The sequence below is a fragment of the Pseudomonas sp. o96-267 genome, from assembly GCF_003935465.1.
GTDB classification, from domain to species: Bacteria; Pseudomonadota; Gammaproteobacteria; order Pseudomonadales; family Pseudomonadaceae; genus Aquipseudomonas; species Aquipseudomonas sediminis.
This window is the reverse complement of the sequence record NZ_RHQP01000007.1, coordinates 1-24,648: the sequence shown is the minus strand read 5'-3', so window position 1 is coordinate 24,648 and position 24,648 is coordinate 1. Positions and strand designations below refer to the sequence as shown.

The window sequence follows — 24,648 nt, the reverse complement described above, 5'->3', positions numbered from 1 at the left end:
CAACCGCGGCCAAAGCAGCCGCGTAACCTACGAAAAAAGGCGGAGACGCGCTTATGCAACGGCCTCAAGATAACTCCAACCATCATAACGGCTTGCCCGACTATTCGATGATGGTGCTGCTGGTCGACGACCAGGCCATGATCGGCGAAGCCGTGCGACGTGCCCTGAGTGAAGAGAGCGACATCGACTTCCACTTCTGCTCCGACCCGCACCAGGCGCTGAGCGTGGCCCAGCAGATCAAGCCGACGGTGATCCTTCAGGACCTGATCATGCCCGGTGTCGACGGCCTCGAGCTGCTCGCCCAATACCGCGCGGCGCCCGGCCTGAGTGATGTGCCGATCATCGTGCTGTCGACCAAGGAAGACCCCAAGGTCAAGAGCGCCGCCTTCACCGCCGGAGCCAACGATTACCTGGTCAAACTGCCGGACGTGATCGAGCTGCTCGCACGCATTCGCTACCACTCGCGCTCCTACCTGACCATGCTGCAGCGCGACGAAGCCTACCGTGCACTACGCGAGAGTCAGCAGCAGTTGCTCAATACCAACCTGGTGCTGCAGCGCCTGATCAAGTCCGACGGTCTCACCGGCCTGGCCAACCGCCGCCATTTCGACGAATACCTGGAGATCGAGTGGAAGCGCGCCCTGCGCGACCAGAGCGAACTGTCGCTACTGATGATCGACGTCGACTATTTCAAGGCCTACAACGACCAGCACGGCCACGTCGCTGGCGATGAAGTGTTGCGCCGCGTTGGCGAGTCGCTGCGCGGCAGTTGCACACGCGCCACCGACCTGGCGGCCCGCTACGGTGGCGAGGAATTTGCCGTGATCATGCCTGGCACCGCAGCCGGCGGTGCGCGCCTGCAGGCAGAAAAAATCCGCCGCGCGGTCGAAGCGCTAGGTATTCCCCACAACCTGCCCAAACCCGGCTCGCCAATCAGTGTGAGCATCGGAATTGCCACCGTCAGGCCCTCCCCCGAGCGCGATCCACTGAGCCTGGTGATTAAGGCCGATGAAGGCCTGTACCTGGCCAAGCACAGCGGCCGCAATCAGGTGGCGCAGGCAGGCGAAAACCACTGAGCCCGCTCGACGGGCGGTAATCGCCCACTTTCCTGACCCTCTTCGGCTCTGCCGAGATTCGTCGTAACCCGCGCATCTACTGATGCCTGCCGCCCTACCCGGGGGCAGCAGGCATTTTTTTACACACCCGCTTGGCCGTCACTGAATTGACTGAATTAACCAGTTAGTACATTTTTCCCGCAGTCACGTCACAACAACAAGAGACACCCCATGACGCCCTGCATTCTTGTACTCAATGGCCCCAACCTGAACCTGCTTGGAACCCGTGAACCGGCCACCTATGGCCATGAAACCCTCGCCGACATTTCCCAGCTTTGCGCCGATACCGCCGCCGAACACGGTTTGAAGATCGAGTTTCGCCAGACCAACCACGAGGGCGAGCTGCTCGACTGGATTCATGCCGCACGCGGGCGCTGCGCCGGCATTCTGATCAATCCGGCAGCCTGGACCCACACCTCGGTAGCCATTCGCGATGCGCTGGTGGCCAGCGAACTGCCGGTGATCGAAGTGCACCTATCCAACGTGCACAAGCGCGAGCCATTCCGTCATCACTCGTTCGTCTCGCCGATCGCCGTCGGTGTCATCTGTGGGCTCGGCAGCCAGGGTTATCAACTCGGCCTGCAGTACTTCGCTCAATCGCTCAAGGGGTAAGGTCATGTCTAGCGTCAACAGCGGCATTCTCGCCGGCCTCATCGGCAAAGGTATTCAGGCCTCCCGCACGCCAGCCATGCACGAACGCGAAGGCGATGCACAGGGGTTGCGCTACCTCTATCGTTTGATCGACCTCGACCAACTGGGCCTCGACCTCGATGCGCTGCCGAGCCTGCTCGATGCGGCGCAGCACATGGGCTTTACCGGCCTAAACATCACCTTTCCGGCCAAGCAGGCGATCATCCCGCTGCTCGATGAACTGTCGAGCGAGGCGCGTGGCATTGGCGCGGTGAACACCGTGGTGCTCAAGGACGGCAAACGCGTCGGCCACAACACCGACTGCCTGGGCTTCGCCGAAGGCTTGCGCCGCGGCCTGCCCAACGTGGCCCGCCGTCGCGTGGTACAGATGGGCGCTGGGGGGGCCGGCGCAGCCGTGGCTCATGCCCTGCTCGCCGAAGGCGTTGAACGCCTGTGCATATTCGAAGTTGAGCCAGGCCGCGCCCAGGCTCTGGCGGACAATCTCAACGCACACTTCGGCAGCGAGCGTGCCGTGGTAGGCACCGACCTGGCTGCCGAAGTGGCAGCAGCCGACGGCCTGGTCAACACCACGCCGGTGGGCATGGCCAAACTGCCCGGCACACCACTGCCGGTTGAGTTGCTGCACAGCGGGTTGTGGGTCGCCGAGATCATCTACTTCCCGCTGGAAACCGAACTGCTGCGCCACGCCCGCGCCCTGGGTTGCCGCACGTTGGATGGCGGCACCATGGCGGTGTTCCAGGCGGTCAAGGCATTCGAACTATTCAGCGGCCGCCCGGCCGATGCCGAACGCATGCAGGCGCACTTCGCCAGTTTCAGCTGAGCCACATGCAAAGAGGCCCCGGTCGCGCACAGCGCGGCCAGGGCCTCTTTTTTGTTCCGTCCTAGCCCTGGATGTAGCGCAGCACCGCCTCGCAGATCATTGCCTTGTGGCGTTGCTTGACCTGTTCGTCAGGCAGATCGATCTGGAAGATCTCGCCAAAAGTATGCCGGTTCGATACGCGGTAAAAACAGAACGAGCTCATCAGCAGGTGTACGTCCAACACATCGATGCCTGTGCGGAACACGCCCTCTTCCTCGCCGCGACGCAGGGTCTTGCCGAGGGTATCGAGCACCACGTTGCTCATCTGACGAATGACCGGCGACTGCTTGACGTATTCGCCGTAGTGGATGTTCTCGATGCTGACGATGCGCACGAAGTCGACGTTGCGGTCATGATGATCGAAGGTGAATTCCACCAGCCGACGAATCGCCAGGACCGGCGGCAAGGACGCCAGGTCGAGGCGACTCTCGGTACCGCGGATGTCGCCGTAGAGTTTGACCAGCACCTCGAGGTAGAGCTGCTCCTTGCTGCCGAAATAGTAGTAGATCATCCGCTTGGAAGTGGCGGTGCGCTCGGCGATGGCATCCACCCGCGCCCCGGATAGCCCCTGCTGGACGAACTCCGTGATGGCAGCCTGGAGGATGCTCTCACGGGTTTTCTCAGGGTTGTTCTTACGTACCTTGCGCACCACCTCGGTCGGTGGCGGGGTCAGGTTGGCAACGGCTTCTGTCATACGGCAATGGTCTTTTTTATAGGTATTGGTGTACGGATTATGGCAGGCCGCACAGATGCTGGGCAGCGGCGCCCCTCAGGGTCACCGTCAGACCAGAATCAAAGCCTCGGTTTCTTCACCGCACCGCTGCGCGCCTTGGCCATGGCCGCCAGGCGTACCGCGACGTTGGCCGCGCCATAGCCGACATAACCGCCCTTGCGCTGAATGATCTCGAAGAAGAAGCGCTCCTCGAACGGCTCGGTGTAGACATGAAACAGCTCGCCGCCCTGAGCATCACGATCATAGAGCACGTTGTAGTAAGCCAGCTCGCTCAGGAACTCGTCGTCGAAATCGAAGCGCGCGGCCAGGTCGTCATAGTAGTTCAGCGGAATTTCCAGCAGCGGCACACCCGCTTCCTTGGCCCGCGCCACCTCGGCGAAGATGTCCTCGCAGGAGAACGCGATGTGGTGCACACCGGAGCCCTGGTAGCTGGACAGCGCATGGGCGATCGCCGTGTTGCGGTTCTCCGAAATGTTCAGCGGCAGTCGAATCGAGCTGCAGCGACTGCGAATCGCGCGGCTTTTCACCAGGCCGTAGGGGTCGGGCAGGACCACTTCGTCGTCAGCCTCGAAGTCCAGCAGGCTCTTGTAGAACAGCACCCAGCTGTCCAGCGAATCGGCCGGCAATGCCAGGGCCATGTGGTCGATACGTTGCAGGCTGCCCGTAGCCGTGGCGGCCGGGTTCAGGCTGAAGTCGGTGTCGTAGATGGTCTGGCCTTCACCAGCCTGCTCCACCAGATAAATCAGGCTGCCATCCGGAGCGCGTACAGCCGGCACCTCGCGCTCGTTCGGGCCGACCAGGCCTCGATAGGGCTGGCCGCGATAATCGCAGGCACGCTGCAGTGCATCGGCACCATCTTTGACCCGCAATGCCGTGGCGCACAATGAAGGGCCGTGGGATGCGAAGAAGTTGTGCGCGAAAGAGTAAGGCTCGGCGTTGAGCACGATATTGATATCGCCCTGACGCAGCAGGCTGACATCCTTGGAACGGTGCTGACCGGCGTGAGCGAAACCCAGACGTTCCAGCCAACCGGCCAGGCGTGCCCCCACCGCCTCATCGACGGCGAACTCGAGGAACTCGATGCCAGCGTAGGGATGGGCCGCCGGCGGAGTGAACAGCACGCCCGGCTCGATCTGATGCCCCTCTTTCTCGAGACGCTTGTGGGTCTTTTCCTCGAGGTAGAGCAATGAGCGCAAGCCATCGGCCGCGTTCTGCCGCGGTGGTGCGGCGCGGAAGCCATCGTTGAAGATCTCCAGCGACAGCGGGCCGCGATAGCCAGCACGCAGGATCGGCGCGAGGAAACCGGCCAGGTCGAACTCGCCCTGCCCCGGGAAGCAGCGAAAATGGCGGCTCCACTCCAACACGTCCATCGCCAGGATCGGCGCGTCAGCCATTTGTACGAAGAAAATCTTGTCCCCGGGAATCTCGGCGATGGCGCTCGGGTCGCCCTTGAGCGACAGGGTATGGAAGCTGTCGAGGATCATCCCGACGGCCGAGTGATCGGCCTGGCGCACCAGGTTCCACACTTGCTGATAGGTGTTTACGTGACGCCCCCAGGCCAGCGCTTCATAGCCGATACGCAGGCCGCGTGCACCGGCGCGCTCACCCAGCAAACGCAGGTCGTCGACAAGGATTTCTTCGTCGCCCAGCGAATCGGCGGCGACGTTACTGCACACCAGCACCAGGTCGGTGCCCAGTTCCTGCATCAGGTCGAACTTGCGCTCGGCGCGGTCGATGTTGCGCTGCAGACGATCACGGCGGCAGCCTTCGAAGTCGCGAAATGGCTGGAACAGGGTAATGGCGATGCCAAGGTCGGCGCAGCGCTTGCGAATCTCGGTAGGGCTGCCGTCGTAATAGAGGAGGTCGTTCTCGAAGATTTCCACACCGTCGAAACCGGCCGCGGCGATGGCTTCGAGTTTCTCTGGCAGGGTACCGCTGAGGGAAACGGTGGCAATTGAACGCTGCATAGACGGCTCCGGGCTAAGGCGGCGCCGTGGCGGGCAAAGTGAGGGAGGCAAGACGCGCTCATGAGCCCTCACTCGGCCGGTTGGTCGGCGCTCATGGATTGTTCGTAGCCTGGATTATTGGCAGGGGCGGGAATATCGGCAATTCAAAATGAACGAACTGGTTAGTTTTCTGTTCGATTATCGAACAACTATGATTTCTGACGCCCTCGCCCATTCTGCCAGGCCGCCGCCAGACCACTGAGGCAGATGATGAGAATACCGACCAGCGCGGTGCTGTCCGGTTGATGCTGGAACACCAACAAACCCAGCAGCCCGGCGAAGATGATCTGCCCGTAGCCGAACGGAGCCAGCATCGCCGGCGCCGCGTAACGGAAGGAATGCGTCAGCAGCAAGTGTGCGGCCATGCCACAGCCCCCCAACGCCAGCATCATCAGCCCATGCGTGACGCTGGGGATCTGCCAGAAGAACGGCACCAGCAGGCTCATCACCAGGGTGTTGACCAGCCCGGCGAAGAAGTTGCTGGTGGTGGCGCTGTCCACGGTACTAAGGCGCCGAGTCAGTATCTGATAGAGACTGAAGCACAGTGCAGCGCTCAGCGGTAACAACACCGCCGGGGTGAACAGATCGCCACCGGGATGGACGATGATCATCACGCCGACAAAGCCAACGATCACCGCGACCCACTGCCCGCGGCTGACCTTCTCGCCCAGCAGCGGCACCGACAGGGCAGTCACCAGCAAAGGCGCGAGGAAGATCACCGACGTTGCTTCAGCCAACGGCATGAACATCAGGCCCGTGGTGAACAGCAGGCTGACGCTAAGCAGGCTGAGCGCCCGCAACACCTGCAAACCTGGACGTTTGGTGCGCAGAACGCGCAAGCCTGATTGTGGCAGGAAGATGCCGGCCATCAACAGGGTATGCACGACGTAGCGCGCCCAGACGATCAGGACGATCGGGTAGAAACCGGACAGGTACTTGGAAATCGCATCGTGACTGGCGAACAGAAAGGTCGCCAGCACCATCAGCGCAATGCCCTTGAGTGGATGATTGACGCCGGATAGCGGTTTGGAGCTCATGGGGTACTCGGGATGCGGCAAGCCGCGCAACCATAGATAGGTAGCTAACTATACAGACCGCCCTATCCTGCCGCCTATGACCCGCGTGACAGTATTCGACCCGCGGGTGACGGACGGCATCGAGGCGCTACAAGCGCTCCAGCAGTCGCAGGGTCTTGTCCATGGCCATCTGCGCCCGCTCCAGCGCGCTGACGCCCTGTTCGAGTAGTTGCCGTGTAGGTATTTCCAGGCTCAGGGCAATACTCGGCGGCAGCGCACGCAGCAGACCGAGCAAGTCGCTGTCGCCATCACCGGGGAAACGCCGTTCGTTGCGCGCCTGGCGCAAGATCTCGTCCATGTCGTCCGGGCGCGGGCCGTTGACGTCGCACAGTTGCGCGTAACGCATGCGTGCGGCCGGCACCTGCGCCAGGTCCGTCAGGCTTGAGCCCGAGCGATCAAAGTGGAAGGCATCGACCAGGATGCAGCCGTTGGGCCGGTTGGCCGCATCGACGATGCGCTTGGCCTGGGTCAGGTCGCGCGCATTGGTCCAGGGCATGAACTCCAAATGCGGGAACAAACCAAATGGCGCGGCCAGGTCACAGACGGCGGCGAAATTGTCGGTCAGACGCGCTTCGTCCGGGTCGTTGCCAGCGACCAGCACGTCTGTAGCGCCAAACTCGGCGCCCACGTCGAAGATGGCCTCGAAGTCGCTGACCCGGGTATCGGGCTTCAGACGCAGAATCTCGATATCCGCCACCTTGATCCCGGTATCGCGCAGGCGCTTGAGCGTCTGTGCGCGTAATCCGGCATCAGCCATCAACGGAAAGTGATGCTCCTCGGCCGTGGCCGGCACCAGGCGCAGGCCCACATGACTGTAGCCAGTGCGCGCGGCGATATCGACCATTTCCGGCGGTGAAACTTCGAGGACGGTGAGGGCAGCCAGGGACAGAATACGTTCGCTCATGATGACTCTCGTGTTTAGAGGGTGTTTACAAAGCAGCGAGCGAAGGTCAAGCAAGGCGAAAGCAGTCGAAAAAGCGGAGTGTACGAGTAGTACATGAGCATTTTGAGACTGTTTTCAACGCAGCATGACCGAGCGCAGCAATTTGTAGGCGCCCTCTCAGATGGTTTCAGGGTTACAGGCCTGCCCACTCTCCGCCGCCTGGCGGATAGCCTCGACCAGCGCCAAGGTACGACCGGCATCGGCGGCGCTGATCAGCGGCTGAGCCTGGCCTCGGGCAACTGCGATGAAATGCAGCAGCTGACGGCGCAAGGCTTCGCCGGCATCGAAACCTTCCTGCACCTGCAACAACTGCTGGTGCCAGCCGGCGCCGTCCTCGGCGTAATGCCAGCGCTTGAGCTGCGGAATGCTCAGGGCACCGCGCGTACCGGCGAGCAGGTAGCAGGGCTGGTCGGCCTGGCGCGGGTAGACCGGGTTCTCGCCGGAATCCAGCTCCCAGCTCCAGGGCGCGGCAACGGCGTCGGAACCAGTCAGGCTGCCCAGCGCACCACCTTCGAATTGCAGCAGCACCGCCGCGCTGTCTTCATTGGCAAAGCCGCGTACGCCATTGCTGGTGATGGCTTGCACCTGGCGCACTTCGCCGCATAGATGGCGCAGCAGGTCGAGGTCATGAATCAGATTGGTCAGCAACATGCCGGCCCCGGCTTCGCGGCGCCAGGCAATGTCGTAGTAGCTATCGGGCTTTTGCACCTGCCACAACGCGGTCACCGTGGTCAGTCGACCGAGACTGCCCTGCTCGATCAGCTCGCGGGCGCGGGCGATCAATGGATTATGTCGACGATGGTGGCCAACCAGTACCGGCACACCTGAACGCTCGCTGGCAGCGACCAACTCACGCACCTCGTCCAGATGCACGCCCACCGGTTTCTCCAGGAGCACCGGTACGCCAGCGGCGATGCAATCGAGCGCCGTGCTGACGTGCAGTGCGTTAGGGTTGGCGACGATCACCGCCTCGGGTCGCGCCTGCTCCAGCATCTGCAAGTGATCGGCGAAATACGGCACGCCGCATTCAGCCGCGAAGTCAGCCGCTTGCGGGCCTGGATCGGCGATGGCACAAAGTTGCGCCTCGGTCAGAGCCTGCAAGTGTTGGTAGTGCTGACGGCCCATGACACCGGCGCCGATCAGGGCAATACGCAAAGGGGAAGTCACGCGGCGATCCTCTTGTTGTCGTTCTCACGCAGGCGCACCCCATGCATCAGGCGCAGACCCTTTAATATTTAGAACTCAGTTCCAAAATTTACGCAAGACGAAAATACAGAGGAGCTTTGCGCGGTACGGAAACGTCGTAGGGTGTGCCGTGCGCACCGAAACCGGCAAAGGAATCGGACTCGACAGGCCGTAGCAGCGGCCTCTGCAGCGAATCACCGTGCTTCGCGGCTGAAGCCGCTCCTACAATGACGTGGGTGCGGGCGTGCCGTTTCTAGCCGATCAGGCGAACAACTCGGAGGCAGGGCTGGCAGCGGACAACTCGTCGGCAGCAGCCAGCAGATCTGCGGCCAGCTCGTGCATGCGCGCAAGCGGCAAACGTGCGCTCGGGCCGGCGATGCTGAGCACACCGATCACCCGACCATCACGCGGGTCACGCACCACAGCAGCCAGCGCTGCGGTGCCGATCGACGAACTTTCCATGACCCAGGCATAACCCTGCTGACGCGCCAGGGCCAGACGCTGCAGCAACTCCTGTTCGTTGCGTGGCGCATTTGGGCCGACGTCGGCAGGGTCGGCGATACCCTGCCGCGCCACCAACGCCAACGCTTCTGCATCGTTCATGCTGGCCAGCCAGGCGTGCCCGGATGCGGTGTAGAACAGCGGCGCGTCACGCCCCATGTCAGGGTCGTAGCGCAGGCCGGAACGGGCGCCCTGGCTCTTGGCAATCCAGGTTTGGCGCTCGCCCTCTATCACGCCAAGGCGTACCAGCTCGCCGCTGGTTTCGGCCAGGCCATCGAGAATCGGCTGCACCACATCAGCGCCGCTGTTGGTCAGATAGCGAAAGCCCAGCGCCACCAGTTTGGTGGAAAGCCGATAGCGACTGGTGAGCGCATCCTGGCGTACGTAACCCAGGCGAATCAGCTCGGCGAGCATGCGATGCGTGGCGCTCTTGGGAATATCCAGCTCATCGGCCAGCGCCTGCATCTGCACGCCACGGGCGTCGCGAGTGAGGCTTTCGAGAAGGCTGAGCGCGCGTTCGATCTGACTGCCGGCCATGAGAGAGTCCTGGAAAATTTGCGCCGATTCTAAGAGACAAGCGCCCGCCGATGCGAGCCAGACGCACGCCTGCCTCTGGATGCAGGGGCGCGGACGCGCGATACTGCCGACGCGACGCGTAATGTACTAACTGGTTCGTTCTTGTTCGGTTATCGAACAGAACCCCGTTTAGCGAATTGAAATGGCCAGCCTGGTCGGCTCACTATTCCGACCACGCCTGAAAACGAAGCGATCTTCTGCCTGGTGCATCACGCTTCGAATCTTTCAGCAGCCAATAAATATAAGAAGGTCAATTGTCATGTCACAGCCTATGCACCTGCGTGCCCCGGCCTCCCATGCCACAGCCAGGGCCACTCCTTGCCCGGCCACCAGCTCGTTGCTCGACGACTGGTCATCCCTATCGACGCTAGCCATGCCCGTCCTCGCCCCTGCCTGTCATGGCATGCACAGGAGCTTCCGGCCGCGCCTGATCAGCTCGCTGCTTGCCAGACTGCTACCTGCGCGCAAAGCCTGACTCAGCCCCTTACCCTCCCCCATTCTGTCGGAGCGATAGCATGAACAAGACAGACAAGATGCTGGTCGGCGAGCGCACGTTCTGCGCTCTGCTGCTGGTGTTCAGCCTGGTGATCTTCTACCTGGCCTACCAGATTTCCGGCTTCTCCTCGGCCAACTCTCCAGGCGCCTTTCCTATCGGCGTGGCGCTGGTAATGATCCTGTCGGCGGTGAAGATTGCCTTCGAACTGGTTGGCAAGGCACGCCCCGACTGCAGTGGCTGGCTCGATGCCTTCCAGCAGTTCCGTAGCCAGCATTTCCCCAGAGCTGTGCTGATCTTTGGCCTGCTGGCCGTGACGTACCTGGCGGCTATTCAGTGGGTCAGCTTCTACGTCAGCACCTTCCTTTTCCTGGTGCTGTCGATCGTCTACCTGCGCAATGGCCGCGTTCTCAACGCCATCCTGATCGCAGCTGTGTTGCTGGTGCTGATCTATCTGCTGTTCAGCCTGGCCTTCAGCGTTTACCTGCCATAACGAGGCACCCGAGATGAGCGATACCTTTTCCTACCTGCTGATGGCCTGGAGTGATCCGCAGCTGCTGATGCTGACTGCGCTGGGCACCTTTGCCGGCATTTATATCGGCGCCATCCCAGGCCTGTCGGTGACCATGGCAGTGTCCATCCTGGTGTCCTTCACCTTCTCCTGGGACGTCAACGACGCCCTGGCGCTGATCGTCGGCATCTTCATTGGCGGCGTTTACGGTGGCTCGCGCAGCGCCATCCTGCTGAACATCCCCGGCGCGCCCTCCTCAGTGGCCACGGCCTTCGATGGTTACCCACTGGCACAACAGGGCGAAGCCGGACGCGCCATCGGCCTGAGCACCGTAATGTCGGTGGTCGGCGGCATCGTCGGCACCATCATGCTCGCCAGTGCCGCACCGCTGATCGGCGATCTGGCTCTGCGGTTCGCTCCGCGCGACTACTTTCTGGTGGCGACCATCGGCCTGCTGCTGGTAGGCAGCCTATCTGAAGGCTCACTGGCCAAGGGCATCTTCGCTGCAGCACTGGGTGCGATCATCGGTCTGGTAGGCATGGACCCGGTCACCGCCGAAGGGCGCTTCACGCTCGGCCAGGTCGAACTGATGGGCGGCATCCACTACGTGGTGCTGATGATCGGCCTGTTCGGCGTCGCCGAGGCCTTCTATCAATTGCATAACCTGGACAGCCCGGTGATTCGGCAGAAGGTCGACAAGATCCTGCCGTCCTTCGCCATGGTCCTGAAATTCCTGCCGCTGTCGATCCGCACCTCGATCATCGGCGTGGTGGTCGGCGTGTTGCCGGGCGTCGGCGGTGACATCGCTGCACTGATGGCCTACGACCATGCCAAGCGCACCGTGAAAAATCCGTCCAAACCATTCGGCAAGGGAGCCTACGAAGGCCTGGTCGCCCCGGAAACCGCCAACAGCGCAGCGGTCGGTGGCGCCTACGTGCCGATGCTGACTCTGGGCATGCCTGGCGACGCGGTTACGGCGGTGATCATCGGCGCCCTGGTCGTGCATGGTCTGAACCCCGGCCCGATGCTCATGGTAGAGAACCCGCACATTTTCTACTTCACCGTCGGCAACCTGCTGCTGGCCAACGTGTTTCTGATGATCTTCGGCCTGATGGGCATCAAGCTGTTCGCCAAGTTCGTCGAAATGCCCAAGGCCGTGCTGATTCCGCTGATCCTGGTGCTCTGCGTGGTCGGTACCTACTCGATCAACAGCAGCATGACCGAGGTGTACTGGATGCTCGGCTTCGGTGTGCTCGGCTATCTGCTGAAGATCTTCGGCTTCCAGATGGGCCCGATCATCCTCGGCGCCATCCTCGGCCCGCTGATGGACACCTCGTATCGCCAGGCGATGTCCTCGGCCGGCGATCACCCGGGGGAGCTACTGCAGGGTCTGGTCACCAGCCCGCTGTCGCTGATCCTGACCAGTGCGGTAGTGCTGATTCTGCTGGGCAACACCCCGCTACTGAAGAAACTCAAGAGCAAGTTCAGCCCCGCCTCCGCGCGCGGCTGACACACGAGCACCAACAGGTGTGCCCCGACCTTGACTGGGGCTCACAACAACAAGCGATGGAGAGTCCCGATGTTCAAATCCCTTCTGACCGGCGCCGCCCTCGGCCTCAGCGCCCTGACTATGGCTCTGCCGGCCCATGCCGAATACCCCGAGCGCAGCATCCAGGCGGTCATTCCCTGGGGCGCCGGCGGTGCTACCGACAACGTCATGCGCAGCCTGACGCCCTACGTGGAAAAAGAACTGGGCGGCAAGTTCATCCTCAACAACCGTCCGGGCGGCACCGCCGTGATCGGCAGCACCTTCGTCAAGACCCAGCGTCCTGACGGTTACACCGTCCTGCTCGGCGCAGAGAACCCGCAGCTGTACAAAGTGCTGAAACTGGCCGACTTCGACTACGCCGACTTCTACCCGGTGAGCATCATTGGCCAGAACGTGGTGGTGATCGCCGCCAACGCCGACGCGCCGTTCAACAACATGGCTGAGCTGATGGCTGCCGCCAAGGCCAACCCGGACACCCTGCGCATGGGCTCCACTGGTGCCGGCGGCTTGCCGAGCACCGTCAGCGCGATGATCAACGCTGTGGACGAGCTGAAAGTGCGTGAAGTGACCTTCGGCGGCGACGGCCCCGGCATCACCGCACTGATGGGCAATCATATCGACTTCATGCCGCTGAGCCTGGCCGCCGCGCGCGAGCTGGTACGCAGCGGCAAGCTCAAGGCCCTGGCCGTGTTCGCCACCGAGGAAACCCCGGAGCTGCCGGGCGTGGAGCCGATCACCAAGTCGCTGCCGGCCATCGCAGAGTACCTGCCGTGGGGTCCGTTCTGGGGCGCCTTCGTACGCAAGGACACCCCGGATGACGTCAAGCAGAAGCTGGTCGATGCCTACGCCAAGGCCGTGGCCAATCCCGAGTTCCAGGGCTTCCTGAAGAACTTCGGTGCACAGAGCCTGAACCTCAACGGCGCCGAAGCCGAGGAGTTCCTCAAGCGCTGGCAGTCGGTCACCACCTGGTCGATGTACAAGGCCAAGGCCATCGAGATCTCCCCGGACTCGGTCGGCATCGCCAAGCCCTGATTCCCGCCTACGGGTGCCTTCGGCGCCCGCCTTCCTTTCGCCTGCATCGCTACTCAGCGATGCAGGCGAAATGCCTTCGGCGCCAGCCCGGTGCCTCGTTTGAAAAAGCGCGAAAAATAGCCCGGCTCGGAAAAGCCCAGACTGTCCGAGACCTGGCTTACGGTCATGGTGGTGTAGACCAGACAGCGCTTGGCCTCGAGCAGCAGACGCTGATTGATCAGCTGCAGCGCGGACTGTCCGGCCAAGCGCCGGCATAAGGCATTTAGATGCGCAGTGCTGATGCCCAGGCGCGACGCGTAATGCTCGATGGGCAGATGCTCGCGAAAGTGCGTTTCGAGCAATTGCACGAATGCCTGCACATGCTCACGCCCTCGCCCATCCGCCGGTTCCTGCGCCTCGCTTCGTGCCAGCTGGCGTCGCGCGACAGCAACCAGCAAGACGCTGATCAGCGACTGCAGCATCAGTTCTCGCGCAGGTTGCAGACGGCCGTACTCCTGACTGATCGACTCGAACAGCGCATCCAGATAACGCCGTTGCTCGTCCACCTCAAAGCACACCGGCGCCTGCAACCACTGCAGGCCCAATGGCTGAGCCAGTTGCTCGACCAGCGGCTGCGCCAGGCTCAGTACGTAGCCTTGAACATCGCAGGAAAAGCGAAAACCGTGGACGCACAGCGCCGGCACGACCTGCAACGAAGCGCGGTCTACCTGGCGTACTTGCCCTTCGATTTCCAGCTCCGCTTCACCCGCCTGCACATAGAGCAACTGCAGCAGATCGCCATGGCGATGCGGTTTGATCTCCCAGCCGTGCAGCTGGCTGCGCTCGGGAATCGATTCGCAGTGAATGAGGTCAGGTGTCGGCCATGCAGCCGTCTCACCGTACAGTTTGAATACCGGTACCGGGGAAGCTTTCGAAGCGATCATGGCGGCGCTTAAATCATCGAAAAGTCCAAGAATATTTTCCGATATTGCCTTCTAACCCAAGGTGCATCCACAAAAAATACAGACCTGAGCCTGTCATCGGCGTAAAGCCGATGACCTACTGGAGAACAATAATGAACACTCAGGTCGCCATCATCGGCGCAGGCCCTTCCGGCCTGCTTCTCGGCCAACTGCTGCACAACGCCGGCATCGACAACATCATTCTCGAACGCCAGAGCCCGGACTATGTACTCGGTCGTATCCGCGCTGGCGTACTCGAGCAGGGCATGGTCGATCTATTGCGCGAAGCCGACGTTGCCGCACGCATGGATCGTGAAGGCCTGCCGCACGACGGCTTCCAGCTGGCCTTCGATGGTCGCTGCGAACGCATCGATCTCAAAGCCCTGACCGGTGGCAAAGGCGTGATGGTCTACGGCCAGACCGAAGTCACCCGCGACCTGATGGAGGCTCGCCAGGCCAGTGGCGCAATCACCCTGTACAACACCAGCCAGGTACAACTGCACGAACTCAAGGGCGAACGCCCTTATCTGACCTTTGAGCACGAAGGCCGCTCCCAGCGTCTGGAGTGCGATTACATCGCAGGCTGCGACGGCTTCCATGGCGTATCGCGGCAATCAATACCGGCTGGTGTGCTCAAGGAATTCGAGCGGGTGTACCCGTTCGGCTGGCTGGGCATTCTGGCCGACACACCCCCGGCGCATGAAGAACTGATCTACGCCAACCATGAGCGCGGCTTCGCCCTGTGCAGCATGCGTTCACCGACACGCACTCGCTATTACGTGCAGGTCGCCGCCGAAGAGAAGGTCGAGGACTGGTCCGACGAGCGCTTCTGGAGCGAACTCAAGCGTCGCCTGCCAGACCAGATTGCCAGTCAGCTGATCACCGGTCCTTCGATCGAGAAGAGCATCGCGCCACTGCGCAGCTTCGTGGTCGAACCGATGCAGTATGGCCGCTTGTTTCTGCTCGGCGATGCCGCGCACATCGTGCCGCCAACCGGCGCCAAGGGGCTCAATCTTGCAGCGAGCGACGTCAGCACCCTCTATCGCATTTTGCTCAAGGTCTATCGGGAAGGCCGCACTGATCTGCTCGAACGCTACTCGGCGATCTGCCTGAAGCGTATCTGGAAAGCCGAACGTTTCTCCTGGTGGATGACCTCGATGCTGCATCGTTTCCCCGATACCGATGCCTTCAGCCGCCGCATGCAGGAGACCGAACTGGACTACTTCGTCAGTTCCGAAGCCGGCCGCAGAACCATCGCCGAGAACTACGTCGGCCTGCCCTACGAGCCCATCGAACAGGAGTGATGAGCGACATTCGCCCGAGGCCTTCCAAGGAGGCTCTGGGCACACGCAATTCGTTCGTTTATCGCACACTAAGTCGTTAATCGAATTGAATAGCCCCTCGCTAACTCGCACCATGCGAACAGCGAATCCTAGCGGCAGCAGTATTGCAGCCGAGTTTGGCTGTACCTGAGTCGCCTACTAACAATGAATAAGAAAGGACATTTGCGATGCACAAGCTTTCCAAGGCTTTGCTGACGCTGCTTGCCACCAGCGTCATGACCTGGGCCAACGCCGACGAGGCCGAGGTCACCCTCAAGGTTCACCACTTTCTGCCGGCTCACTCGGTGACCCAAGCCGATTTTCTCAAGCCCTGGGCAGAGAAGATCACGGCCGAGTCCAATGGTCGGATCCAGTTTCAGTTCTACCCTTCCATGCAGTTGGGTGGCACCCCGCCGCAATTGATCGACCAGGCGCGTGATGGCGTCGCCGATATCGTCTGGACCCTACCTGGTTACACCAGCGGCCGCTTCCCTCTGGCATCGGCATTCGAAATGCCGTTCATGAGCCGCTCTTCCGAAGCCAGCAGCCAGGCCATGTGGGATTTCCTCGAAGCTCACGGGCAGAAGGAGTTCGCCGATGTGCATTTGCTCGCGACTCACCTGACCGATGGTGCACTGCTGCACACGGCGAAAAAGCCGGTGCGCAGCCTGGCCGACTTCCGTGGCCTGAAACTGCGCTCGGCCAACCGCATTTCCACCAAGCTGATCTCCATGCTCGGCGCCACCCCGGTGGCTATGCCGGTGCCGCAGGTTCCAGAAGCACTGTCCAAGGGTGTGGTCGATGGTGCCGTGCTGCCTTGGGACGTGGTCCCGGCGCTTAAACTGCAGGAGCTGGTCAAGTACCACACCGAAATGGCCCCGGGTCAGCCGGCATTGATGCACACCGCCCTGGTGCTGGCGATGAACCCGGCCAAGTACGCCAGCCTGCCTGATGATTTGCGCAAGATCATCGACGACAACAGCGGCCGCGAAATTTCGCGTCAGGCCGGCCATATCTGGGACACCAACGTGATCGAGACCGGGCACAAGCTGGCCGAGGCGCGTGGCAACGAGATCTACGTGCTGCCTGCAGAAGAGCAGGCCAAGTGGATGGCCATCGGCCGCAAGCTGGACAACGACTGGATCAAGGAAGTCGAGAGCAAAGGCAACGAGAACGGCGCCGCACTGTTGCAAGAAGTGCGTGACCTGATCGAGAGCTACAACGCCAAGCTGCCGAACTGATCGCTAACCCTCGTTGTCCTGGCCGGCATCTCACATGCCGGCCTTGCGGAGTCGTCTCATGATCGAAAACCCTGCCTTGCCTGGGCAGCCCCAGCGCACGCGCCCACTCGGCCAGCTGCTCGATGTCCTAGCACGCTGGCTGGCCCTGGCTGGTGGTCTGGTGCTAGTCGCTATCACTCTGCTGTCGGCCTACAGCATCACCATGCGCAGCCTGTTCGACGCACCACTGCTCGGCGATGTCGAACTGGTGCAGATGGGCTGTGGCATAGCCGTGGTGAGCTTCCTGCCGCTGTGTCAGCTGCGTCGTAACAATGTCATCGTCGATGCCTTCACCTTGCGCGCCTCGGCTACCACCCGGCGTTATCTCGACACGCTCGGCTGTCTGCTGATGGCCGCCTGCGCGGCACTGCTGGCCTGGCGCTCGGTAATCGGCACGCTGGACACTTATCGCAACGGTGAAGAGTCGATCATCATGGGCATCCCGATGTGGTGGTCGATGACGCCTTTCGCGCCGTCTTTCGCCCTGCTCGCCATCGTTTCCCTGTACACCGCCTGGCTCGACCAGCGTGGTGAGGGAGGCCAGCAATGAGCAGCGTCGCATTGGGCGGACTCTTCCTCGCCTTCCTCCTGGTTCTGCTGGCCATCCGCATTCCGATCGCCATCGCCATGCTGCTGACCGGTATCGCCGGTTACGTCTCGATCAGCGGCTGGGACCCATTGCTCAACTACCTGAAGACGGTGGCCTACGCGCGTTACACCGTGTACGACCTGTCGGTGATCCCACTGTTTCTGCTGATGGGTCAGTTCGCCTCGCGTGGCGGCCTGGCTACCGGCCTGTTCCGTGCCGCTGCCGCCATGGTCGGGCACTGGCGCGGTGGCTTGGCGATCTCTGCTATCGGTTCCTGCGCAGCCTTCGGCGCGGTCTGTGGCTCATCGGTGGCGACTGCGGCGACCATGGGTCAGGTGGCCCTGCCGGAGCTGCGTCGCTACAAGTACTCCAACTCGCTGGCAGTCGGCTGCCTGGCGGCCGGCGGCACCCTGGGCATTCTCATCCCGCCCTCGGTGGTGCTGGTGATCTACGCCATCCTCGCCCAGCAGAACATCTCCACGCTGTTCATGGCCGCCTTCGTACCAGGCATTCTCGCCGTCATCGGCTACATGATCGCCATCGCCATCTATGTGCGCCTGTTCCCGGACTCCGGGCCAGCGCAGGAGCGTTCGAGCTGGAAACAGCGGCTGCAGGCGCAGCGGGGTGTGTGGCCGGTACTGCTGATGTTCCTGATCGTACTCGGTGGCATCTACGGCGGTTGGTTCACCCCTACCGAGGCAGCAGCCATCGGCACCGTGGGCACCGGTTTCTTCGCATTCACGCTGGGTAAGATGCGCCTGGCCGAACTCAAGGAAGTGCTACTGGGTACCGGCATCACCACCGCGATGATCTTCATGATCCTGCTGGGCGCCGATGTGATGAACGCTTTCCTGGCCATCTCGCAGCTGCCCAACTTCATCGCCGAAGCGATCAGCGGTGCAGGTCTGCCGCCCTTCCTGGTGCTGGCCGGGATACTCATCCTGTACCTGATCCTCGGCTGCGTGATGGACACCATGTCGATGATCCTGCTGACCATCCCGATTTTCTTCCCGGTGATCATGGGGCTGGACTTCTATGGTCTGGACCAGACTGAGAAGGCCATATGGTTCGGCATCCTGGCCCTGATGGTGGTGGAGATCGGCATGGTTACCCCGCCTCTGGGCATGAACGTGTACGTGATTGCCGGCATGGCGCGTGACATCCCCATGCGTGACGCCTTCAGGGGCATCGTGCCGTTCCTGATTTCAGACATCGTGCGCGTGGTCATCCTCGTGCTCTTCCCATCGATCACCCTGTGCCTCGTGCGCTGGCTGACCTGACAGAGGACCCGTAATGCATTCAGGCGAACCTCGCTGAACCCCGAATAACTGCCACCACTCTCCCCGATGTAGAAGCGTATCCGCCGCTGCGGAGGGGAGCTTTCAACCTTGAAAAAGGAAACGATAACAATGAAAAAAGCTCTGTACCTCGCTCCAAGTGCAATTGCCGTTGCCATCATGGCCTCCAGCCTCTCGGTCGGAGTCCAGGCCGCCGGCTTTGTCGAAGACGCCAAGGTCACCCTCGGCCTGCGCAATTACTACTTCAACCGCAACTACCTGAACGGCACCGATCCGATGATCGGCCCGGCAACTAATCGCGAGCGCCAGGGCCAGGCCGAAGGCTGGACTCAGAGTTTCATTCTCGATGCCCGTTCCGGCTTCACCGAAGGCACCGTCGGTTTCGGCCTGGATGTGCTCGGTCTGTACAGCATCAAGCTGGACGGCAACCGCGGCGCCGCCAACACCAACCTGATGCCAATTCACGACGACGGCCAGGCTGCTGACCAGTTTGGCCGTACCGCCGTGGCCGCCAAGGCCAAGCTTTCCAAGACCGAACTGAAGGTCGGCGAGTGGTTCGCCGTGCTGCCGATCCTGCGCGCTGACGACGGTCGTTCTCTGCCGCAAACCTTCCAGGGTGCCCAGCTGACTTCCAGCGAGATCGACGGCCTGACCCTGTACGGCGGCCAGTTCTGGAAGAACAGCCAGCGTCACGATGCTAGTCGTGAAGAGATGTCTTTCGGTGGGGTCGAGGGCGACGACTTCAACTTCGGTGGTGGTGAGTACCGTTTCAACGGTAACAACACCATGGTCGGCGTCTGGCATGCGCGCCTGGAAGACGTCTACAAGCAGAGCTACGTGCAACTGACCCACAGCCAGCCGGTCGGCGACTGGGTACTAGGTGCCAATCTGGGCTATGTCACCGGCAAGGAAGAAGGCGCGGCCAAGGCCGGTAAGCTGGACAACAAGGTCTACCAGGGCGCGTTCACTGCCAAGACCGGCAACAACACCTTCACCCTGGCTTATCAGCGCCTGAGCGGCGATACCAAGTTCATGCGTATCGACGGCGCCAGCGGCGGCACGCTGGTCAACGACGGCTTCACCAACAGCTACGACAATCCGGAAGAACGTTCCTGGCAGATCCGCCACGACTACAACTTCGCCGGCCTCGGCATTCCGGGCCTGACCCTGATGAACCGTTACGTCAGCGGCGATAACGCCACCATCAATGGCCGTGAAAATTCCGAAGAGTGGGGCCGTGAATCCGAGCTGGCCTACACCATCCAGGAAGGCAACCTCAAGAATCTGAGCATCCGCTGGCGCAACTCTGACGTACGCCGTGATGGCACTGCTCAGGACATCCACGAGAACCGCCTGATCATCAACTACCCGCTTTCGCTCCTGTAAGCATCACGCGGCATCGCTGCACAAGTGACTCCTAGTGTTACGGCACGTTCAGCCCGTCCTCGTGACGGGCTTTTTTTGATGTGCACCTGTTCGAGGAAGTACCACCATGCGCTGGATTATCGAACGCAGTGCCGACCTCAAGGTCGGCCACAAACTCCTGCTGGGTTTCTCGCTGGTCATGCTGCTGACCCTGGCTGTGGCTCTGGGTGGCTGGCGCACCGCCAGCGAGATTCTCGGGCATGCCGGGCAATCGCTGCAGGTCGCGGACCTCAAGCAGCAGATCCTGCAACTACGCCTGCTGGAAAAGGACTACCTGCTGGCGCCGCTGGCTGGCCATGAGGTGGCAATCACCGAGCAGCACGCACGTATCGCCGCAGACCTGACGGACATCGCCAGCGATACCGAGCAATTCCAACGACTGCAACGAGGCAACGACACCTACCTGCAGCAATTCACCCAATTGCGTGCCACCCAGTCTCAAGCCGGCACTGCGCAGACCGGGATGGCGATACGCGCCGATGAGGCGCTGATCCAGTTCGAGATGGTCACTCAGGACCAGTTCAACCTAATCCGCGACCAACTGCTCGACGGCGAAACCGGCGCACAGAACAGTCTCGACCAGGCCGAGGCGGCAGCCCGCCTGAGCCATATGCTGTTGCTACTGCGCCTGGCAGAGGGGCAGTTCATCCGCAGTGCTAACAACGCCGATGCCGACCTCTGGCAGGCACGTTTCGTGACCATGACCGAGGCGGCGCAGCAACTGCGCACGCAATTGGCAGCCCTGCAGCAGGCCTCCCTGGACGAAGCGCTGCGCGCGCTCGACAGCTACCGCGAATCCTTCGAGCACTACCGCCAGAGTCGCGAGGCCGAGCAGCAGCGCCGCAGCCAACTGACCGACCTGGCACAGGGCATGCTGCAGCAAGGCAGCGATCTGCAGCAGCACCAGCAACGCGTCATGCATGAAGGCAATCGCACGTCGCTGCAGGCTCTTGCCCTGCTTACCGTCGCCGCCTTGCTGCTGGCGCTGCTCGCCAGTTGGCTGATTCGCCGCCTGATCGTCGGGCCGTTGCAGCACTGCCTGCTGCTGGCGCAACAGGTTGCAGCCGGCGACCTCAGTGGTGTTCGCAGCGCCATCCGGCGTGACGAGGTCGGCCAGCTTCTCGGGGCGCTGCAGAGCATGCGCGACCACCTGCGCGAACTGATCGAGCAGATCGGCGGCAGCGCAACGCAGATTGCCGCGGCGGCAGAACAGCTATCGGCCGTCAGCGAACAGACCCGTGCGGGGGTGCTCGAACAGAGTGAGGAGTCCGGCCAGACCGCCAGCGCCATGCAGCAAATGGTCGCCAGCGTGCAGCAGGTGGCGGGTGACGCCGAGCACGCCTCGCAAGCCGCGCAACAGGCCGAAGCGCAAACCCGCGACGGTGATCGCCAGGTGCGCCAGGTCGTCGAGCAGATCGAGCGCCTGGCCGCTGAAGTGGCGCACACCGGGCAGACCGTCGGCCAGGTGCAAGGCGAGAGCCAACGCATCGGCAGCGTGCTGGATGTGATCAAGTCCATCGCCGAGCAGACCAACCTGCTCGCGCTCAACGCCGCCATCGAAGCAGCGCGCGCCGGTGAGCAAGGCCGCGGCTTCGCCGTGGTCGCCGATGAAGTACGCGCCCTGGCGCGCCGCACCCAGGACTCGACTAGCGAGATCGAAGCGCTGATTGCCAGCCTGCAGCATCGCGTGCAACAGGCCGTCGCTCAGACGCAGGCCAGTCAGAGCCTCAGCCAGGATGCAGTGAGCAGCGTCGAGCGGGCCGGCCAGAGTCTCACGCAGATCAATCAGGCCGTTGCGCTGATCGAGCAGATGAACCAGCAGATCGCCAGTGCCGCCGAGCAGCAGAGTGCGGTGGCGATGGAAATCAACCGTAGCCTGGACAACGTGCGCAGCATCGGCGAACAAAGCGCCAACGCGACCGAACAAACGGCACTGTCCAGCGCCGAGCTGGCCAGGCTGGGTGGCGAGTTGCAGCTGCGCATCGGTCGCTTTCGTACCTGAGGCCTGGCCCTGGTCATCCCAGCCGTAGGGTGGACAACGCGCAGCTTGTCCACCATCTCGGCCCATGAGCAAGGCGCAATCACTGGCCTTTCGCGGATTGCATCCGCGCGACACCGTCAAGAATTGACCGCTAACCGCACGACTTCCCGGGTGAATCATCCGACGGTGCTTGGCGCCTCGACAGTCACCACATAAAATCCGGAACCAAGTTCCAATAAATAACAAATGCGGAGATCTGCCATGCCCAATGCCCCACTCGACTGCGACCTGCTGGTGGTCGGCTCCGGCGCGGCCGGGCTGGCTGCTGCAGTCAGCGCCGCGCACCTGGGCAAACGGGTGATCCTGGTGGAGAAGGACGCGGTGCTGGGCGGCGCGACCGCCTGGTCCGGCGGCTGGCTGTGGGCGCCGCGCAACCCGCTGGCCCAGCGCGCCGGCATCGTCGAAGACATCGAGCAGCCGCGCACCTACCTGCGCAACGAGCTGGGCGAGCATTACCGCCCCGAGCTGGTGGACGCCTTTCTGCAGAACTGCCCGGACATGGTGGCCTTCTTCGAGCAGCACACCGCGTTGCAGTTCGTCGATGGCAACGGTATCCCCGATATGCACGGCGACACGCCGGGCGCTGCCACCGGCGGTCATCAGGTAATCGCCGCGCCCTACGATGGCCGCGAGGTGCTCGACCTGATGCCACGCCTGCGCAAGACCATGCGCGAGACCTCCTTCATGGGCATGCCGATCATGGCCGGCGCTGACCTGGCCGCCTTCCTCAACATGACCCGCTCGCCCAAGGCGCTGCTACACGTGATCCGCCGCTTCACCAGCCACCTCTATCATCTGGCCCGCTATGGTCGGGCCATGCACCTGGTCAACGGAGTGGCGCTGGTCGCCCGCCTGGCCCGTTCGGCGCAGGACCTGGGCGTGAAGATGCTGGAGTCCACACCCGCGCAGCGCCTGATCGTCGAAAACGGCAGCGTATGCGGCGCCATGGTGCTGCATGCCGGCGAAGAAGTGACTATCCGCGCCAAAGCGGTGGTGCTGGCGGCTGGCGGTTTTCCCAACGACCCGAAGCGGCGTCAGGCGATGTTCCCGCGCGATGCCAGCGGCCACGACAACCTCGCCCTGCCGCCTGCCAGTTGCTCCGGCGATGGTCTGCGCCTAGGCGAATCCGCTGGCGGACGCGTGGCCGACGACCTGCGCTCGCCAGTGGCTTGGGCTCCGGTGTCGAAGGTGCCCTACCCCGACGGCAGCGTCGGCCATTTCCCGCACATCATCGACCGCGGCAAACCCGGCATCATCGGCGTGCTGCAAAACGGCCAACGCTTCGTCAACGAGGCTGGCGGTTACTACGATTACGTCGACGCCATGCTCAAGGCCATTCCCGAGGATCAGGAAGCCTGCTCCTGGCTGATCTGCGACCACCGCTTTCAACGCCGTTATGGCCTGGGCTTCGCCCGCCCGGCTCCGGTGCCGCTGTGGCCACATATACGCAATGGCTACCTCAAGCGCGGCGCGAGCCTGGAAGAACTGGCTGTTGCCTGTGGCATCGACCCGCTTGGTCTGGTCGCCACCGTCAAAGACTTCAACCACCACGCGCGTCAAGGCGAAGACCCGCAATTCGGCCGCGGCAGCACGCCGTTCAACCGCCGCAGCGGCGACGCCCAGCATGACGGCCCTAACCCCTGCGTGGCGCCCATCGAGCAAGGGCCGTTCTATGCGGTGAAGGTACAGCCGGGCTGCTTCGGCACCTTCGCCGGTCTACGCACCGATGGGCAGGCGCGGGTGCTGGACGCTGGTGGCCAACCGATACCGGGGCTCTACGCGGCAGGCACCGATATGGCCAGCCCCCTGGGCGGACACTACCCCTCAGGCGGCATCAACATTGGGCCGGCGCTGACCTTCGGCTACATCGCCGGACGCCACGCGGCCACGATCTGAGACTCACTAGCCACGGATGGCAGGCATAAAAAAGCGCCACCCGGATGCGTGGTCCGGGCAGCGCTCCATTGCTCGTAGGAATCAGTCTTCCAGCGATTCGACGCCCAGCTCGTCCCACACCGCTTCGGCGAGGTGGAAAGTGGCGTTGGCCGCCGGGATGCCGCAGTAGATGGCGCTCTGCATGATCACTTCCTTGATCTCTTCGCGGCTCACACCGTTGTTCTTCGCTGCACGCAGGTGCAAGATCAACTCACCCTCGCGGTTCATGCCGATCAACATGGCGATGGTGATCAGGCTGCGGGTATGGCGCGGCAGGCCTGGGCGCGTCCAGATATCGCCCCAGGCGTGACGGGTGATCATCTCCTGGAACTCACTGTTGAACGGCGTGAGCTTCTCCAGGCTGCGGTCGACATGGGCATCACCGAGCACCGCGCGGCGTACCTGCATGCCGGCTTCGTAGCGTTGTTTTTCGTCCATCAATCAATCCTCGAATTGGATCTGTAGGAGCGGGGGGGGGGGGGGGGGGGGGGGGGGGGGAAATTTTTCGAGGCGAGCGAGGGAGGTCACAAAAAAAAGAGGGGGGTGTTGGTATTAAAATAAACGCGCCCCCACCACCGCGGCGGGAG

General features: G+C 62.4%; 21 protein-coding genes and 1 pseudogene. 14 read left to right on the top strand and 8 right to left on the bottom strand.

The annotated features are described in order from the left end of the window. Positions 1-53: 53 nt before the first annotated feature. From EGJ86_RS06220 to EGJ86_RS06210, 3 genes are all read left to right on the top strand, one after another. Complete coding sequence (locus EGJ86_RS06220) at positions 54-1,076, top strand: PleD family two-component system response regulator (protein WP_106733463.1); 1,023 nt, start codon at positions 54-56, stop codon at positions 1,074-1,076. A gap of 210 nt (positions 1,077-1,286) precedes the next feature. Further along, positions 1,287-1,727 carry a type II 3-dehydroquinate dehydratase gene (gene aroQ / locus EGJ86_RS06215; protein ID WP_125834445.1) on the top strand — a complete coding sequence of 147 codons (441 nt, stop codon included), beginning with the start codon at positions 1,287-1,289 and terminating at the stop codon, positions 1,725-1,727. Positions 1,728-1,731: 4 nt separating this feature from the next. Further along, a complete protein-coding gene (locus tag EGJ86_RS06210) occupies positions 1,732-2,586 on the top strand; it encodes a shikimate dehydrogenase (RefSeq protein WP_125834444.1) in 855 nt (284 codons plus the stop codon). A 61-nt stretch (positions 2,587-2,647) separates the two neighbouring features. On the opposite strand, the gene EGJ86_RS06205 is transcribed toward EGJ86_RS06210, so the two are convergent. The 6 genes from EGJ86_RS06205 to EGJ86_RS06180 form a co-directional block, all read right to left on the bottom strand. Then, a complete protein-coding gene (locus EGJ86_RS06205) occupies positions 2,648-3,319 on the bottom strand; it encodes a TetR/AcrR family transcriptional regulator (RefSeq protein WP_125834443.1) in 672 nt (223 codons plus the stop codon). A 98-nt stretch (positions 3,320-3,417) separates the two neighbouring features. Then, a complete protein-coding gene (quiC, locus tag EGJ86_RS06200; RefSeq protein WP_125834442.1) occupies positions 3,418-5,325 on the bottom strand; it encodes a 3-dehydroshikimate dehydratase QuiC in 1,908 nt (635 codons plus the stop codon). Positions 5,326-5,513: 188 nt separating this feature from the next. Beyond that, a complete protein-coding gene (locus EGJ86_RS06195; RefSeq protein WP_099526328.1) occupies positions 5,514-6,401 on the bottom strand; it encodes a DMT family transporter in 888 nt (295 codons plus the stop codon). 127 nt (positions 6,402-6,528) lie between these two features. Then, positions 6,529-7,344 carry a sugar phosphate isomerase/epimerase gene (locus tag EGJ86_RS06190; RefSeq protein WP_125834441.1) on the bottom strand — a complete coding sequence of 272 codons (816 nt, stop codon included), beginning with the start codon at positions 7,342-7,344 and terminating at the stop codon, positions 6,529-6,531. A 156-nt stretch (positions 7,345-7,500) separates the two neighbouring features. Then, positions 7,501-8,550 carry a Gfo/Idh/MocA family protein gene (locus tag EGJ86_RS06185; RefSeq protein WP_125834440.1) on the bottom strand — a complete coding sequence of 350 codons (1,050 nt, stop codon included), beginning with the start codon at positions 8,548-8,550 and terminating at the stop codon, positions 7,501-7,503. A gap of 279 nt (positions 8,551-8,829) precedes the next feature. Next, positions 8,830-9,606 (bottom strand): IclR family transcriptional regulator, encoded by a 777-nt coding sequence (locus tag EGJ86_RS06180; protein ID WP_125834439.1) that lies wholly within the window; start codon positions 9,604-9,606, stop codon positions 8,830-8,832. Between the two features lie 554 nt (positions 9,607-10,160). Here EGJ86_RS06180 and EGJ86_RS06175 point away from each other — a divergent pair. The 3 genes from EGJ86_RS06175 (at position 10,161) to EGJ86_RS06165 (ending at position 13,230) form a co-directional block, all read left to right on the top strand. Beyond that, the gene (locus EGJ86_RS06175; RefSeq protein ID WP_074856956.1) at positions 10,161-10,631 is read left to right on the top strand and encodes a tripartite tricarboxylate transporter TctB family protein; all 471 of its coding nucleotides are present in this window, start codon (positions 10,161-10,163) and stop codon (positions 10,629-10,631) included. 13 nt (positions 10,632-10,644) lie between these two features. Further along, a complete protein-coding gene (locus tag EGJ86_RS06170; protein WP_036998328.1) occupies positions 10,645-12,159 on the top strand; it encodes a tripartite tricarboxylate transporter permease in 1,515 nt (504 codons plus the stop codon). 69 nt (positions 12,160-12,228) lie between these two features. Next, the gene (locus EGJ86_RS06165; RefSeq protein WP_074856962.1) at positions 12,229-13,230 is read left to right on the top strand and encodes a tripartite tricarboxylate transporter substrate binding protein; all 1,002 of its coding nucleotides are present in this window, start codon (positions 12,229-12,231) and stop codon (positions 13,228-13,230) included. A gap of 53 nt (positions 13,231-13,283) precedes the next feature. On the opposite strand, the gene EGJ86_RS06160 is transcribed toward EGJ86_RS06165, so the two are convergent. Continuing rightward, positions 13,284-14,153 (bottom strand): helix-turn-helix domain-containing protein, encoded by an 870-nt coding sequence (locus EGJ86_RS06160; protein WP_106733449.1) that lies wholly within the window; start codon positions 14,151-14,153, stop codon positions 13,284-13,286. Positions 14,154-14,284: 131 nt separating this feature from the next. Between EGJ86_RS06160 and pobA the strand changes: the two genes are divergently transcribed. The 8 genes and pseudogenes from pobA to EGJ86_RS06125 all read left to right on the top strand — a co-directional run bounded on the left by pobA (position 14,285) and on the right by EGJ86_RS06125 (position 24,022). Continuing rightward, the gene (gene pobA / locus EGJ86_RS06155) at positions 14,285-15,475 is read left to right on the top strand and encodes a 4-hydroxybenzoate 3-monooxygenase (RefSeq protein ID WP_125834438.1); all 1,191 of its coding nucleotides are present in this window, start codon (positions 14,285-14,287) and stop codon (positions 15,473-15,475) included. Positions 15,476-15,681: 206 nt separating this feature from the next. Then, positions 15,682-16,734, top strand: a complete 1,053-nt coding sequence (locus EGJ86_RS06150) for a TRAP transporter substrate-binding protein (protein WP_099526321.1) — start codon at positions 15,682-15,684, stop codon at positions 16,732-16,734. A 58-nt stretch (positions 16,735-16,792) separates the two neighbouring features. Then, positions 16,793-17,323 (top strand): TRAP transporter small permease, encoded by a 531-nt coding sequence (locus EGJ86_RS06145; RefSeq protein WP_125834437.1) that lies wholly within the window; start codon positions 16,793-16,795, stop codon positions 17,321-17,323. Further along, positions 17,320-18,642: a TRAP transporter large permease gene (locus tag EGJ86_RS06140; RefSeq protein WP_125834436.1), complete on the top strand. Its 1,323-nt coding sequence runs from the start codon at positions 17,320-17,322 to the stop codon at positions 18,640-18,642. The genes EGJ86_RS06145 and EGJ86_RS06140 overlap by 4 nt, the downstream gene beginning before the upstream one ends. Before the next feature lie 177 nt (positions 18,643-18,819). Then, on the top strand, positions 18,820-20,046 hold the full coding sequence (locus tag EGJ86_RS06135; RefSeq protein WP_372237961.1) for an OprD family porin: 1,227 nt from the start codon (positions 18,820-18,822) through the stop codon (positions 20,044-20,046). Positions 20,047-20,152: 106 nt separating this feature from the next. After that, positions 20,153-21,232, top strand: a pseudogene (locus tag EGJ86_RS25580) (methyl-accepting chemotaxis protein); the annotation flags it as partial. Beyond that, complete coding sequence (locus tag EGJ86_RS25575; protein WP_372237960.1) at positions 21,224-22,087, top strand: methyl-accepting chemotaxis protein; 864 nt, start codon at positions 21,224-21,226, stop codon at positions 22,085-22,087. The pseudogene EGJ86_RS25580 and the gene EGJ86_RS25575, both read left to right, overlap by 9 nt. A 240-nt stretch (positions 22,088-22,327) precedes the next feature. Further along, a complete protein-coding gene (locus EGJ86_RS06125; RefSeq protein WP_125834433.1) occupies positions 22,328-24,022 on the top strand; it encodes an FAD-dependent oxidoreductase in 1,695 nt (564 codons plus the stop codon). An 81-nt stretch (positions 24,023-24,103) separates the two neighbouring features. Here the strand turns inward: EGJ86_RS06125 and pcaC are convergent, their stop codons facing one another. Continuing rightward, positions 24,104-24,499 (bottom strand): 4-carboxymuconolactone decarboxylase, encoded by a 396-nt coding sequence (pcaC, locus tag EGJ86_RS06120; RefSeq protein WP_125834432.1) that lies wholly within the window; start codon positions 24,497-24,499, stop codon positions 24,104-24,106. Between the last annotated feature and the right edge of the window lie 149 nt (positions 24,500-24,648).

What these genes read in the sequence shown, in the direction of transcription:
- EGJ86_RS06220 (WP_106733463.1), top strand. Translation starts at nt 54, where the DNA reads ATGCAACGGCCTCAAGATAACTCCAACCATCATAACGGCTTGCCCGAC.
- aroQ (WP_125834445.1), top strand. Translation starts at nt 1,287, where the DNA reads ATGACGCCCTGCATTCTTGTACTCAATGGCCCCAACCTGAACCTGCTT.
- EGJ86_RS06210 (WP_125834444.1), top strand. Translation starts at nt 1,732, where the DNA reads ATGTCTAGCGTCAACAGCGGCATTCTCGCCGGCCTCATCGGCAAAGGT.
- EGJ86_RS06205 (WP_125834443.1), bottom strand. Translation starts at nt 3,319, where the DNA reads ATGACAGAAGCCGTTGCCAACCTGACCCCGCCACCGACCGAGGTGGTG.
- quiC (WP_125834442.1), bottom strand. Translation starts at nt 5,325, where the DNA reads ATGCAGCGTTCAATTGCCACCGTTTCCCTCAGCGGTACCCTGCCAGAG.
- EGJ86_RS06195 (WP_099526328.1), bottom strand. Translation starts at nt 6,401, where the DNA reads ATGAGCTCCAAACCGCTATCCGGCGTCAATCATCCACTCAAGGGCATT.
- EGJ86_RS06190 (WP_125834441.1), bottom strand. Translation starts at nt 7,344, where the DNA reads ATGAGCGAACGTATTCTGTCCCTGGCTGCCCTCACCGTCCTCGAAGTT.
- EGJ86_RS06180 (WP_125834439.1), bottom strand. Translation starts at nt 9,606, where the DNA reads ATGGCCGGCAGTCAGATCGAACGCGCGCTCAGCCTTCTCGAAAGCCTC.
- EGJ86_RS06175 (WP_074856956.1), top strand. Translation starts at nt 10,161, where the DNA reads ATGAACAAGACAGACAAGATGCTGGTCGGCGAGCGCACGTTCTGCGCT.
- EGJ86_RS06170 (WP_036998328.1), top strand. Translation starts at nt 10,645, where the DNA reads ATGAGCGATACCTTTTCCTACCTGCTGATGGCCTGGAGTGATCCGCAG.
- EGJ86_RS06165 (WP_074856962.1), top strand. Translation starts at nt 12,229, where the DNA reads ATGTTCAAATCCCTTCTGACCGGCGCCGCCCTCGGCCTCAGCGCCCTG.
- EGJ86_RS06160 (WP_106733449.1), bottom strand. Translation starts at nt 14,153, where the DNA reads ATGATCGCTTCGAAAGCTTCCCCGGTACCGGTATTCAAACTGTACGGT.
- pobA (WP_125834438.1), top strand. Translation starts at nt 14,285, where the DNA reads ATGAACACTCAGGTCGCCATCATCGGCGCAGGCCCTTCCGGCCTGCTT.
- EGJ86_RS06150 (WP_099526321.1), top strand. Translation starts at nt 15,682, where the DNA reads ATGCACAAGCTTTCCAAGGCTTTGCTGACGCTGCTTGCCACCAGCGTC.
- EGJ86_RS06145 (WP_125834437.1), top strand. Translation starts at nt 16,793, where the DNA reads ATGATCGAAAACCCTGCCTTGCCTGGGCAGCCCCAGCGCACGCGCCCA.
- EGJ86_RS06140 (WP_125834436.1), top strand. Translation starts at nt 17,320, where the DNA reads ATGAGCAGCGTCGCATTGGGCGGACTCTTCCTCGCCTTCCTCCTGGTT.
- EGJ86_RS06135 (WP_372237961.1), top strand. Translation starts at nt 18,820, where the DNA reads ATGGCCTCCAGCCTCTCGGTCGGAGTCCAGGCCGCCGGCTTTGTCGAA.
- EGJ86_RS25575 (WP_372237960.1), top strand. Translation starts at nt 21,224, where the DNA reads ATGCGCGACCACCTGCGCGAACTGATCGAGCAGATCGGCGGCAGCGCA.
- EGJ86_RS06125 (WP_125834433.1), top strand. Translation starts at nt 22,328, where the DNA reads ATGCCCAATGCCCCACTCGACTGCGACCTGCTGGTGGTCGGCTCCGGC.
- pcaC (WP_125834432.1), bottom strand. Translation starts at nt 24,499, where the DNA reads ATGGACGAAAAACAACGCTACGAAGCCGGCATGCAGGTACGCCGCGCG.